A 13,157-nucleotide genomic window follows, 5' to 3' on the forward strand; every position below is an offset into this window, starting at 1 on the left:
ACCAAACGATCAGAACATTGCAATTCACGGCCGTGATTGGAGCATGTAAAAGCCACTACAACCTATTGCACAGCATGCATCAATCGTTGCCAACAATGCAATTCACAGATCAGCGAAGGCGTCGCACCATGCCGACCCATGAGCACCAACATTCCTTGCGTTCTGATGCGTGGCGGCACTTCCCGGGGGCCGTTCTTCCTGGCCGACTGGCTGCCGCGCGACCCTGAGGCGCGCGACCGCACGCTGATTGCAGCCCTGGGATCGCCGCACGAGCTGCAGATCGACGGCCTGGGTGGTAGCAACTCGCTGACCAGCAAGGTCGCCATCGTCTCGCGCTCCACGCAGCCTGACTGCGATGTGGACTACCTGTTTGCCCAGGTCAGCGTACGCGAGGCCCGCGTGGACACCCGTCCCAACTGCGGCAACATGCTGGCCGGTGTGGGGCCCTTCGCCATCGAGCAGGGGCTGGTCCCCGCAGACCGCGAAGGCCAGACCACCACCGTGCGGGTCTACAACGTCAACACCCGCTCCCGCATCGACGTGCAGGTGTGCACGGCGTGCGGCCAGGTCCACTACGACGGCGATGTGCGCATCGACGGCGTGCAGGGCACGGCCGCCCCGGTGCTGATGAACTTTCTGGACGCCTGGGGTGCAGTCACCGGGCAGATCTTTCCCACCGGCCAGCGCATCGACAGCATCCAGGGTCTGCAAGTCACCTGCATCGACGCCGCGCAGGTGATGGTGCTGGTGCGCGCCGCCGACCTGGGCCTGCGCGGCGACGAGACGCCGGCCGAGCTGGACGCCAATACCGCTGTGCTCGCCCGCCTGGAAGCCCTGCGCCTTGAGGCCGGTCAGCGCATGGGCATGGGCGATGTGACCCACAGCGTGCTGCCCAAGCCGGTGATCGTGTCGCCGGGCACTATGCCGGGCAGCGTGGTATCGCGCTACTTCACGCCGCACAAATGCCACCGATCGCATGTGGTAACAGGCGCCATCGGTGTGGCGGCGGCCTCGGTCCTGCCGGGCACGGTGGCCACCGACGAACGGCATGCACCCGCCGCCGGACTGCGCCGCGTGGAGGTGCAACACCCCGCAGGCCGGATCCAGGTGGAGGTGGGGCTCAGCGAGGTGGACGCCCAGTTCAAGCTGGTGCAGGCCGCGCTGGTACGCACCGCCCGAAAGATTCTGGAAGGGACGCTGTTCGTACCCGAAAGCGCCCACGGCCGGCTCCAGCCACAGCCTGGGCAGCGGCATCCACACCACCAGCCGCTGGGGCCTGCGGGGCAGCGAAGACCTGGGCGGCGGCGCCAAGGCGCTGTTCAACCTGGAGAGCGGCCTCAACGCCGACACCGGCGCGCCAGCCAACGCCACCAAATACTTCGACCGCGCCTCCTGGGTGGGCCTGCAAGGCGGCTGGGGCACCCTGGCACTGGGCCGTCAGACCACCACGCTGGCCGACGCCATCTCGCCCGTGGACCCACTGGCCATGCGCTTTGCCAGCTTCAACCCCAACATCGGCGTGACGGCGCTGAGCCAGCATGGCCTGGGCATCGAGTACGGCAGCGCAGGCGCCAACTCGGGCTCGTACCGGCTGGACAATTCACTGAAGTACACGGGCCGCTTCGGCGGCTTCACCGCACGGGCCATGTGGGGCGTTGGCGAGGTCGTATCGCAGGCCTCAGCCCTGTCGTCGCGCGGTGTGGGCCTGGCGTGGGCTGTGGACGGCGTGGTGGTGTCCGGCGCCTACCAGAGCTTCAACGACACTAACAAGCGATCACTCGACGGCACCACCCTGGGCGCCGCGTACCAGTGGGGCAGTGTGCGCCTGGCTGCCAATGCTGGACGCAACAAGGCCGAGACAGCCGCAGGCCGCTTCACCGTGCAGCGCATGTTGTCCGCCGGCAGCACCTGGGCTGCCACGCCGTGGGTGGACCTGATGGCGGCCTACTACAAGGTGGACCGCTCGCGCACCGGCGCTGCCGACGACGGCTACGGCCGCCTGGTGGCGTTTGCCGAATACAAGCTCTCACGCCGCACCAAGGTGTACGCCGAGCTCGACAACACCCGCTGGCGCAACGGCTTCCAGGGCGCGGCCAACAAGGCCACAGCCACCGGCATCTCGGCCGGTGTGGTGCACACGTTCTGAGTGCGACGCGACAACGCAGCGGGCGCTGGGCACAGGGTTGGCAGAGGCTTGCGCCCCAAAGCCACCCTGCGGCACGAAAAACACCCGCCGAAGGGTGGCGGGTGGGGCAACCTACCCGCTACCGCACCACCATCGAGGTGAAGGGCCACACGTAGGCCTGCAGGCTCACCAGCAGCCCGACCAGGCAGGCCAGCGCAATAGAGTGGAAGAAGACGAAGCGCAGGATGTCCCCTTCATGGTTGAACCAGCGGGTGGCGGTGGAGGCCACGACGATCGACTGCGCATCGATCATCTTGCCCATCACGCCACCCGAGCTGTTGGCGGCGCCCATGAGGTTTGGCGAAAGGCCCAGTTGCTCAGCCGCCACCTTTTGCATGCCACCGAACAGCACGTTGGAGGCCGTGTCCGACCCCGTCAGCGCCACCCCCAGCCAACCCATGAGGGTGCCAAAGAAGGGATACAACACGCCGGTGTTGGCAAACGCCAGGCCCAGGGTGGTGTCCGTGCCCGAGTAGCGGGTGAGCGTGCCCAGTGCCAGCATGAGCACGATGGTCAGCAGCGAATAGCGCACCAGCCAGACGGTGCGGAAGAACGTGCCGACGATGGCCACAGGGCTGTAGCGCATCAGCAGGGCACTGATCAGTGCGGACAGCAAGATGCCCGTGCCGGTGGACGACAGCAGGTTCAGCGTGTAGACCGCGCCTTCCTTGGTGGGCTTGGGCACCACGGGAGGCATCTTCTCAATGAGGTTGTGCAGCCCGTCCATCGGGAAAGCCGGGGCGAAGATGCCGTTGAGCGCTGCCTTGACCGATGGCAGCCCCCAGACAAACACACACACCGACAGAATCAGCCAAGGCATCCAGGCGTTGATCAGCTGGGCGCGCGAGTAGCGAACGACCGGCTGTGCAGGCTTGGCTTCGGCAGCGCTCGGGTCGTGGCCCCGCATGGACGGCGAGGTCCAGATCTTCTTGGGCTGCCACACGCGCAGGAACGCGATCAGGCTCGCCATGGAGACGATGGCCGCAATGATGTCCACCAGCTCAGGGCCGATGTAGTTGGAGACCAGGAACTGCGGAATGGCAAACGACACACCGGCGACCAGAATGGCGGGCCAGATTTCCCACATCGCCTTGCGCCCGGCAAACGCCCAGATCAGCCAGAACGGCACCAGCACCGAGAAGAAGGGCAACTGGCGGCCGATCATGGCCGTCACCTCCATCAGGTCGTAGCCGTGCACCTTGGCCAGCGTGATCACTGGCGTGCCCAGTGCACCAAACGCCACGGGGGCGGTATTGGCGATCAGCGACAGCCCCGAGGCAGCGAGTGGCGAGAACCCCAGCCCGATCAGGATCGCGGCAGTGACTGCCACGGGCGTGCCAAAACCGGCGGCCCCTTCAAAGAATGCGCCAAAGCAAAATGCGATCAGCAGCAGCTGGATGCGGCGGTCTTCCGTGATGTTGGACAGCGAGTCCTGCAGCACCTTGAAGCTACCGTTCTGCTCGGTCAACTGGTGCAGAAAAATGATGTTCAGCACGATCCAGCCGATTGGCAGCAGCCCCACAAAACCGCCATACAAGGCAGCGCGACCCGCCATCTCGGCGGGCATGCCATAAGCGAATATGGCCACCACCAGCGCTGCGATGAGCCCCATGCCGGCAGCGATGTGGGCCTTGATGTGAAAGAACCCCAGGGCGGCCAGCATGATGATCACCGGGATCGCGGCCAGCGCGGTGGACACGACCATATTGCCCGCCGGGTTGTAGATTTGTTGCCAGATCATGGCCTGTCTCCGTTCGGAAAGGGTTGAAGTGAAAATTGCTGGCGCAGCGTCAGGCCGTGCCAGGCTCGCCGCCGGATTCTTCTGGAAAGCGCCTGACCCGTTCAGGAAAATGTGTCACCGAATGTTTCAAATAATTTCAAGTCCCCAGCCGCCATAGGGAATTGACGGGGCAACAATGCCCGGACTGGGTGTTTACCCGAAGTAACGGCGTCAGCCTGCTGCAAGTGCCGCGTTGCGTGCGCCGCACGCAGTCGCCAACGGGTCAGGTGAGAGTGGCGGCACACCGTGTGCATGGGCTGCCAGAAGCAACGGACACGCCGGAGTACAGTGCCGCATGACCAAAAGGGCGCTATGGAACTGAGACAACTGCGCTATTTCGTGCGCGTGGTGGAGCAAGGCTCCATGAGCCGCGCCGCGCTGGACCTGGACGTGGTGCAGTCCGCGCTCAGCCAGCAGATCACCCGGCTGGAGAGTGAGCTGGCCACGCGCCTGCTGCAGCGCACGCCGCGCGGTGTGACGCCCACCGAAGCAGGGCTGGCGTTCTTTCGCGAGGCGCAGCTCACCCTGCGCCATGCCGAGCAGGCCGTGCGCGCGGCGCAGCAGGCGCGGCTGTCGGGCACTGTCAGCGTGGGGCTGGCTCCCACCACCTCGGGCGTGCTGGGCCTGCCACTGATGCAGGCCATGCGCACACGCTACCCCGACGTGCGGCTGCACTTGGTGGAGAGCATGTCGGGCCACCTCACGGCCATGCTGCATGCGCGCGAACTGGACCTGGCCGTGCTGTTCGACACCCGCCTGCACCAGGCGCAGCAGGCCACCGGCGCGCGCCGCTGGGACATGGCGCCGCTGCTGGAGGAGGACCTGTTCCTCATCTGTGCCCGTGACCGAGGGGAGGGCCCCGGCCACCCCCGTGGCCGGCAGCTGCCGGAAACCATCACCGTCGCCGAGCTGGTGCAAGAGCCGCTGATCCTGCCCACCGGCCCACACGGCCTGCGCAGCACGCTGGACACCGCCTTTGCCCGCGACCGCGTGGCGCCGCACGTGGTGCTGGAGGTGGACTCGCTCGCCATGGTGATGGCCGCCGTGGACGCGGGCCTGGGCTCCACCGTGCAGCCCTGGGCTGCCATGGGCCGCTACCCCGATGCGGCGGAGCGCTTTCAGGGCGCGCGGCTCACCGACGCGCCCGCACGCCGCGTCAACCTGCTGTGCAGCCTGCCCGACGAAGAACTCTCGCCCGCCGCGCTGGCCGCGCGTGTGGTGCTGACGGATTGCGTTCGCGAATTGGTAACGAGCGGCCAGTGGTTTGGCACAACATGGATCGGCGGGCAAGACACCAGCGCCTGAGCGGCCACCCCGCAGCCATCACGATCCGTGATGCCCCCATGACCTGAACCCGCTGCACGGCGGGCCTGTGTCTCCCTACAGTCGCCATCACCCCGATGAACGACACGGCGACCGCGCCAGGAGACACCCCATGGGCCCCACACCCCCTTCTTCATACCCACGCGCGCAACGCACCGCCTGGAGCCACCGGCCATGAGCGGCAATGCTGTGGTCGATGTGCTGGTCATCGGTGGCGGCAATGCCGCCCTGTGCGCCGCCCTGATGGCCCGCGAAGCCGGTGCCAGCGTGCTGCTGCTTGAATCGGCCCCCCGCGACTGGCGTGGCGGCAACTCGGCCCACACGCGCAACCTGCGCTGCATGCACGATGCACCGCAAGACGTGCTGGTGGATGCCTACCCCGAAGAAGAATTCTGGCAAGACCTGCTCAAGGTGACGGGCGGGCTGACCAACGAACACCTGGCGCGCCTGGTGATTCGTGAATCGAGCACCTGCCGCGACTGGATGCGCAGCCACGGCGTGCACTTCCAGCCCGCGCTGGCGGGCACGCTGCATGTGGCGCGCACCAACGCATTCTTCATGGGTGGCGGCAAGGCGCTGGTCAATGCGTACTACCGCAGCGCGGTGCAGCTGGGCGTGCAGATCCGCTACGAGGCACCCGTGCAGCGCATCGAGATGGACGGCCGCCGCTTCATCGCCGCGCACCTGGCGAGCGGCGAGCGCATTGCCGCCAAGAGCTGCGTGCTGGCCGCAGGCGGCTTTGAATCGAACCGCGAATGGCTGCGCGAAGCCTGGGGCCAGAACGAGCGCGGCGAGTGGCCTGCGGACAACTTTCTGATCCGCGGCACGGCCTACAACAAGGGCGTGCTGCTCAAGCACCTGCTGGACGACCACGGCGCCGACCGCATCGGCGACCCTACGCAAGCCCACATGGTGGCCATTGATGCGCGTGCGCCGCTGTACGACGGCGGTATCTGCACGCGCATCGATTGCGTGTCGCTGGGTGTGGTGGTCAACCGCAACGGTGAGCGTTTCTACGACGAGGGCGAGGACTTCTGGCCCAAGCGCTACGCCATCTGGGGCCGCCTGGTGGCGCAGCAGCCGGGGCAGATTGGTTATTCGATCATCGACAGCAAGGCCATTGGCCGCTTCATGCCGCCCGTGTTCCCCGGCGTCAAGGCCGACACGCTGCCAGAGCTAGCGCAAAAGCTGGGCCTGCCGGTGGACACCTTCACCCGCACGCTCGATGCCTATAACGCCGCCTGCCGCGTGGGCACGTTCGACCACACCGCGCTGGACGACTGCCACACCGAAGGCGTCACGCCCGCCAAAACCCACTGGGCCCGGCCCATCGACACCGGCCCGTTCTACGGCTACGCGCTCAAGCCTGGTGTCACCTTCACCTACCTGGGCCTGCATACCGACGACACGGCTGCCGTGCGCTTCAACAACCAGCCCAGCCCCAACCTGTTTGTGGCGGGCGAAATGATGGCTGGCAACGTGCTGGGCAAGGGCTACACCGCGGGTGTGGGCATGAGCATTGGCACCGCGTTTGGCCGCATTGCGGGCACCAATGCCGCCAAAGCCGCTTTAGAACCAAAACAGCCTGTAGCGCTTATCCATAAAGCGCCAGCAGCTACAAAAACAGGAGTAACGAATGCAAGCGCTTGAAGCCCTGACGCGCGACGCCAAGGCGCTGGCCAATGGCGAAATCGTGCTCTCCGCCCCCGAGGCCGAAGTGGCCCGCCAGCTCCAGATCTGCAACGCCTGCCGCTACTGCGAAGGCTTTTGCGCCGTCTTCCCCGCCATGACGCGGCGGCTGGAGTTCGGCAAGGCCGACATCCATTTCATCGCCAACCTGTGCCACAACTGCGGCGCCTGCCTGCACGCCTGCCAGTACGCGCCGCCGCACGAGTTTGCAGTGAACGTGCCCCAGGCCATGGCCCAGGTGCGCGGCCAAACCTATGCCGACTACGCCTGGCCGCCCGCGCTGGGCCAGCTCTACCAGCGCAACGGCCTGACCCTCGCGCTGGCGCTGGTCGCAGGGCTCACGCTGTTCCTGCTGCTGGCCGTGGCGCTGCACGGCCAGGGCATTGCCGCACTGTGGCAGGCCCCCGTGGGCGGCTTCTACGGCATCTTTCCGCACAACCTGCTGGTGGGCCTGTTTGCGCCCGTGTTCCTGTTTGCCGTGCTGGCGCTGGGCCTGGGCGTGCGCCGCTTCTGGCGCGACGTGACGCCCGCCACCAGCGGCGCACCGCTGAGCGCGCCCGCCACGGCCGAGGCCACCGACGCCGTGCTGCGCCTCAAATACCTGGACGGCGGCCACGGCGACGGCTGTCACAACGAAGACGACGCATACACCCTGTCGCGCAGGCGCATGCACCACTTCACGTTCTACGGCTTCACGCTGTGTTTTGCCGCCACCAGCGTGGCCACGCTGTACCACTACCTGCTGGGACTGCCCGCCCCGTACGACCTGCCCAGCCTGCCCAAACTGCTGGGCGGCATTGGCGGCGTGAGCCTGGCGATTGGCACGGCTGGCCTGTGGCGGCTGAATCTGCGCCGCCACCCGCTGCATGGCGATGCCGCACAAAAGCCCATGGACCGCGCCTTCATCGCCCTGCTGTTCCTTACCGCCACCAGCGGCCTGGCCCTGTGGGCGGCGCGCGGCACCGCTGGCCTGCCGCTGCTGCTGTGCCTGCACCTGGGCGCGGTGATGGCGCTGTTTGCCACGCTGCCCTACGGCAAGTTTGCGCACGGCATCTTCCGCACCGCTTCGCTGCTGCGCCACGCGGTGGAAAAGCGCCAGCCCAATCCCATTGGCCTGGGCGCGGACTGATCACAACCCCATCCCCCACACAACCCACGAGAAGGAGACCCCATGAACCACAAGCAAACCCTGCTGCAATGCGCCCTGGCGCTGGCAGCCTTGCCCCTGGCTTTCGGCGCTGCGGCGCAAGACTTTCCGCCCAACAAGCCAGTGACGCTGGTGGTGGGTTTTGCTGCGGGTGGCGCGGCCGACGCAGCGGCGCGGCTGATTGCCAAAAAGCTGGGCGAGAACATTGGCCAGTCGGTGGTGGTGGACAACAAGGGCGGCGCGGGCGGCAACATCGCGCACTAGTTTGTGGCCAATGCGGCGGCCGATGGCACCGTGCTGCTGTTCGGCTCGGTGGGGCCGCTCACCATTGCGCCGCACCTGATGAAGCTGCCCTACGACCCGTTCAAGGACCTCGCCCCGGTGTCGGGCGGCGTGAACTTTCCGAACGTGCTGGTGGTGCACAAGGGCGCGGGCGTGAAGACGCTGGCCGAGTTTGTGCAACTGTCCAAGAAGAAGCCGGGCAGCGTGGAGTTTGCTTCCACCGGCGCGGGCTCCGCATCGCACCTGGCGGGTGAGTTGTTCAACCAGCGCGCGGGCATCGACATGACCCACATCCCCTACAAGGGCGGCGCGCCTGCGCTGCAGGACTTGCTGGGCGAGCGCGTGACCTCGTACTTTGCCGCGCCCCCCACGGCCATGCCGCATGTCGAAGCGGGCAAGCTGATCCCGCTGGCCACCACCGGCCTTACACGCCCTGCTTACCTGCCCAATATCCCCACAGTGGCAGAGTCCGGCTTTCCTGGCTTTGAGGCGCTGAACTGGTACGCCTTTGTGGCCCCCGGCAAGACCCCCGCGCCGCTGCTGGAGCGCTGGAACCAGGAAATCGTCAAGGTGCTGAACGACCCCGGCGTGAAAGAAGCGCTGAACAAGCACGGCCTCAGCCCCCAGCCCACCACGCGGGCCGAGCTGACGGCGTTCATGAAGAAGGAATCGGCCCAGTGGGCCGCCACCATCAAGGAGCGGAAGATTACCGCTGATTGAGGAGGTGGGCGGGCGCGGGGGATGGCTGGTGCGCCGCCCCATGCGCCTGGCCGGTGGCCACTTGCCGCTGGTTGGCCTGTGCCTGCATCACCGAAGGGTCGGTGTGCACCAGCGTGAGCGGGTGCCGCTGGCCCGCCAGGTAGTCCTCCAGGCACGCCAGCAGCAGCGGGCTGCGGTGGCGCTCAGGGCAGGCGCGGATTTCGTCGGGCGTCATCCACACGGTGCGCAAGATGCCTGCGTCCAGCGTGCGCCAGCTGTGGTGCGTGCCCAGCGTGCCGGCAAAGGCAAAGCGCAGGTAGGTCAGGTCGTCGCCCGTGCGCGTCTTGACGAAGCGGTTGAGGTACACCCCCACCAGCGCCGTGGGCACAAAGTCGTGCGCGGTTTCTTCCAGCACTTCGCGGGCGCAGGCCTGTTCGGGCGATTCGCCGGGCTCCAGGTGGCCTGCGGGGTTGTTGAGCTTGAGACCGTCCGAGGTCTCTTCTTCCACCAGCAAAAAGCGCCCCTCCCGTTCGATGAGGGCGGCCACGGTGACGTTGGGTTTCCAGCGGTTTGGCATGGCGGGCATTATGACCACAGGGCGTGTCACGGGGCTGACACCGCCGCGCGCATCAAATGGCCTGCAGTGTGCGGGCCATGTACACCGCCCCTTCGCCATAGCTGGCCAGGCGCTGCTGCTGTTCAGGCTGGTGCAGTGGCTGCGCCACATAGCCATGCCGCTGCCAGTAACCTTCCGATCCCTGCACCGACACCAGCGCACTTTGCCGCAGGCCCTGCGCCGTGGCCTGCTCCCACAAGGGCTGCAGCAGGCGCTGCGGCAGCCCCTGTCCGGCCAAGTGGGGCAGCACGGCCATGTCGTGCAGGTACAGCGTGTCGGGCGCAGTGCCCACGGGTGGCTCAAAGTCGCCATGCAGCGGCGTCACCTTGCCCAGCACCGAGTGGTAGGCGGCCAGGTAGGCGCACAGCGCACCGTCCAGCAGCAAGGCCAGCGAGCAGTTCACCGGGCTGGCCAGCCGGCGGGCAAAGACCTCGGTGCTTTCCATGAACCCATCGCCATAGGCGCCGCGTTGCACGGCCATCAGGGCAGGCAGGTCGTCGGTTTGCAGGGGGCGGACTTCAAGAGCGGGCATGGAGGTCGAGTGAAGGGGATGGAGAAGGCAAACACCTCAGTGGTGTGCGATCCATCGGGATCGTGCGGGTTCAAAAGGATATGAGGAAATGGCCTTTTGCCGAGGGTTCGATCCATCCTATCGTATTGAGCAAACTTGCCTTTGATTTTTATTGCCCGCGCAAATCAGCCCATCCGAGGGGCCGTGGTCTCTGCTAACCGTGACGCAGCATTCGGCCCAAACCGGTCTCTCAACCAAGCCACACCCCTACAGCTCCAGCCCCCGCATCAGCGCCTCAGCCCGCGCGCTCACTTCCGGCGTCATGTGCATGGGCCGACCCCATTCGCGCTGCGTCTCCCCCGGCCATTTGTTCGTCGCGTCCATCCCCATCTTGCTGCCCAGGCCGCTCACGGGCGAGGCGAAGTCCAGGTAGTCGATGGGTGTGTGTTCCACCATCATGGTGTCGCGCGCCGGGTCCATGCGGGTGGTGATGGCCCAGATCACTTCCTTCCAGTCGCGCACGTCCACGTCATCGTCCACCACCACGATGAACTTGGTGTACATGAACTGGCGCAGGTGGCTCCACACGCCCATCATCACGCGCCGCGCGTGGCCTGCGTAGGCCTTGCGGATGCTCATCACGGCCATGCGGTAACTGCAGCCTTCGGGTGGCAGGTAGAAGTCCACGATTTCGGGGAACTGCTTTTGCAGGAGCGGGATGAACAGCTCGTTCATCGCCAGGCCCAGCACCGCGGGTTCGTCGGGCGGTTTGCCGGTGTAGGTGCTGTGGTAGATCGGGTCCCGGCGCATGGTGATGCGGTCCACGGTGAGCACGGGGAATTCGGCGCATTCGTTGTAGTAGCCGGTGTGGTCGCCATACGGCCCTTCGAGCGCGTGCTGCCAGCCGCTGGCGTGGTGGGCGTCGGGCTGGATGTGGCCTTCGAGCACGATCTCGGCGGTGGCGGGCACTTGCAGCGGCACGCCCAAAGCAGCAGTCACTTCGGTGCGGGCTCCGCGCAGCAGGCCGGCGAACTGGTATTCGCTCAAGCTGTCAGGCACGGGCGTGACGGCGCCCAGCAGCGTGGCGGGGTCGGCCCCCAGCGCCACGGCCACGGGGTAGGGCTGGCCGGGGTGCTGGGCGCAGTGGTCGGCAAAGTCCAGCGCACCGCCGCGGTGGGCCAGCCAGCGCACGATGACCTGGTTGCGCGAGAGCACCTGCTGGCGGTAGATGCCCAGGTTCTGCCGGGCCTTGCGCGGCCCGCGCGTGATGGTGAGGCCCCAGGTGATGAGCGGGGCCACGTCGCCGGGCCAGCAGTGCTGCACGGGCAGGCGGGCCAAGTCAACATCCGGCCCTTCCCACACCTCTTGCTGGCAAGGCGCGTTGCGGCCCACGGTGTGGGGCGCCATGTTCCACAGGGTCTTGAGCAACTGGCCCATGCCCAGCATGTCTTTGAAGCCTTTGGGGGCCTCGGGCTCTTTGAGGGTGGCGAGCAAGGTGCCCAGGGCGCGCACGCCGTGCAGGTCGGGCACGCCCATGGCGCGGGCCACGCGGGCGGGCGTGCCAAACAGGTTGGTCAGCACGGGCATGTGGTGGCCGGTGGGCTGGGTGAACAGCAGCGCCGGGCCGCTGGCGCGCAGCACGCGGTCGCTCAGCGCGGTCATCTCCAGGTGGGGTGATACGGGCTCGTGCACGCGGTGCAGCTCGCCCGTGGCTTCGAGCTGGGCCATGAAGTCGCGCAGGTCTTGGTACGACATGGGTTTGAAGAAAAAAGGCCTCTAGCGCTTGATGGATAAGCGCTAGCAGCTATGAAATTGATAGTTAAGAGGCGGCGGCCAGTGGGGCGGGCAGCCCGGCCCAGCGCGTGGCCAGGGTGTGGGGCACGTCGATGAGGTCGAGCACGCGGGCCACGCTGGCGTCCACCACGTCTTGCACGCTGCGCGGGTGCTGGTAGAAGGCGGGCAGGGGCGGGCAGCAGATGGCGCCCATCTCCGTCACGGTGAGCATGTTGCGCAGGTGCACGAGGTGCAGCGGGGTTTCGCGCACCATCAGCACCAGCTTGCGGCGCTCTTTGAGCATGACGTCCGCCGCGCGGGTGAGCAGGTTGTCGCTCAGCCCGTGGGCAATGGCCGCCAGGGTGCGCATGGAGCAGGGCGCGACCACCATGGCGTGGCTGCGAAAGGACCCGCTGGCCAGCGTGGCGCCCACGTTGCGTACATCGTGCAGCTGGTGGCCGGGGGCCAGGGCCTGCAGCGCGGCGGGGCTGTCCACACCGCATTCGTGTTGCAGCGTGCGCCAGCCTGCGTCTGACACCACTGCATGCGCTTCGATGCCGGGCTGGCCGTGCAGGGCCTGCAGCAGCCGCAAGCCGTAGGTGGCGCCGCTGGCGCCCGAGATGCCGACGACGATGCGGTTCAAGGTGCGGGCCACGGCGCTGCTGGGGGCGGCCTCGGCATCAGCCATGGGCAGTCTCGCGGCGGGGTTGTGAAGGGGTGGACGCGCCCGTCAGGGGCTCGTAGCGCAGGTCGTCCAGCACGCGTTCCAGCACCAGAGCGGCCTGGGCGGGGTCGAAGTCTTCATGGGCGCGTTTTTTCACGCCGTATTGCTGCAGCTGGTAGTGGCGCGCGGGCTCAATGCCGTGGCGGGCCAGGGTGCTTTTCACGCACACCAGCGGGCAGCCATCCAGCGCAATGATGGGGCGGCCCGCGCGCGCAGTCTTCATGAGGTGGGGCACATCACCGCCCACGCCCGCAATGCACGACATTTCGGCCGCGCCGCAGCGGTCCAGCCGCAGGGCGACATGGTTGGCCAGCTGCGCGGCGCTGGAGCAGCCGGAGCACGAATACACGATGGGCGCGGGGGCGGTGCAGTGGGTGGGCGCTGTGGCCGCCGCGGGGGGGCGCAGGTCGCCGGGTTCGGTGTTCATG

The 13,157-nt window shown here is 67.1% G+C and carries 9 protein-coding genes and 3 pseudogenes; 6 read left to right on the forward strand and 6 right to left on the reverse strand.

What is annotated here, in order from left to right; translation table 11 throughout:
• Positions 1 to 138: 138 nt before the first annotated feature.
• Positions 139 to 1,218: pseudogene (locus PQV96_RS00605) on the forward strand (4-oxalomesaconate tautomerase); the annotation flags it as partial.
• Positions 1,214 to 2,146, forward strand: a pseudogene (locus PQV96_RS00610) (porin); the annotation flags it as partial. The pseudogenes PQV96_RS00605 and PQV96_RS00610, both read left to right, overlap by 5 nt.
• A gap of 118 nt (positions 2,147 to 2,264) precedes the next feature.
• Here PQV96_RS00610 and PQV96_RS00615 read toward each other — a convergent pair.
• The gene (locus PQV96_RS00615) at positions 2,265 to 3,926 is read right to left on the reverse strand and encodes an L-lactate permease (protein WP_207375390.1); all 1,662 of its coding nucleotides are present in this window, start codon (positions 3,924 to 3,926) and stop codon (positions 2,265 to 2,267) included.
• Between the two features lie 351 nt (positions 3,927 to 4,277).
• On the opposite strand from PQV96_RS00615, the gene PQV96_RS00620 reads away from it, so the two are divergent.
• The 4 genes and pseudogenes from PQV96_RS00620 to PQV96_RS00635 all read left to right on the forward strand — a co-directional run bounded on the left by PQV96_RS00620 (position 4,278) and on the right by PQV96_RS00635 (position 9,126).
• Entirely contained in the window at positions 4,278 to 5,270 is a 993-nt protein-coding gene (locus PQV96_RS00620; protein WP_207375389.1) for a LysR family transcriptional regulator, read from the forward strand.
• 192 nt (positions 5,271 to 5,462) lie between these two features.
• On the forward strand, positions 5,463 to 6,938 hold the full coding sequence (tcuA, locus tag PQV96_RS00625) for an FAD-dependent tricarballylate dehydrogenase TcuA (protein WP_207375388.1): 1,476 nt from the start codon (positions 5,463 to 5,465) through the stop codon (positions 6,936 to 6,938).
• A complete protein-coding gene (gene tcuB / locus PQV96_RS00630; RefSeq protein WP_142082812.1) occupies positions 6,925 to 8,106 on the forward strand; it encodes a tricarballylate utilization 4Fe-4S protein TcuB in 1,182 nt (393 codons plus the stop codon). The genes tcuA and tcuB overlap by 14 nt, the downstream gene beginning before the upstream one ends.
• Before the next feature lie 42 nt (positions 8,107 to 8,148).
• Positions 8,149 to 9,126 (forward strand): annotated as a pseudogene (locus tag PQV96_RS00635) (Bug family tripartite tricarboxylate transporter substrate binding protein).
• On the opposite strand, the gene PQV96_RS00640 reads toward PQV96_RS00635, so the two are convergent.
• The 5 genes from PQV96_RS00640 to PQV96_RS00660 form a co-directional block, all read right to left on the reverse strand.
• Entirely contained in the window at positions 9,113 to 9,682 is a 570-nt protein-coding gene (locus PQV96_RS00640) for an NUDIX hydrolase (protein ID WP_142082814.1), read from the reverse strand. The pseudogene PQV96_RS00635 and the gene PQV96_RS00640 sit on opposite strands and share 14 nt — an antisense overlap.
• Positions 9,683 to 9,734: 52 nt before the next feature.
• Positions 9,735 to 10,253, reverse strand: a complete 519-nt coding sequence (locus PQV96_RS00645; protein WP_142082815.1) for a GNAT family N-acetyltransferase — start codon at positions 10,251 to 10,253, stop codon at positions 9,735 to 9,737.
• 246 nt (positions 10,254 to 10,499) lie between these two features.
• Positions 10,500 to 11,987: a 4-hydroxy-3-polyprenylbenzoate decarboxylase gene (ubiD, locus tag PQV96_RS00650; RefSeq protein WP_142082817.1), complete on the reverse strand. Its 1,488-nt coding sequence runs from the start codon at positions 11,985 to 11,987 to the stop codon at positions 10,500 to 10,502.
• Between the two features lie 64 nt (positions 11,988 to 12,051).
• Entirely contained in the window at positions 12,052 to 12,693 is a 642-nt protein-coding gene (locus PQV96_RS00655) for a UbiX family flavin prenyltransferase (RefSeq protein ID WP_170207389.1), read from the reverse strand.
• Complete coding sequence (locus tag PQV96_RS00660) at positions 12,686 to 13,156, reverse strand: putative zinc-binding protein (protein ID WP_142082819.1); 471 nt, start codon at positions 13,154 to 13,156, stop codon at positions 12,686 to 12,688. The genes PQV96_RS00655 and PQV96_RS00660 overlap by 8 nt, the downstream gene beginning before the upstream one ends.
• Position 13,157 lies beyond the last annotated feature (1 nt).

The organism is Acidovorax temperans (assembly GCF_028596105.1).
Taxonomy (GTDB): domain Bacteria; phylum Pseudomonadota; class Gammaproteobacteria; order Burkholderiales; family Burkholderiaceae_C; genus Acidovorax; species Acidovorax temperans.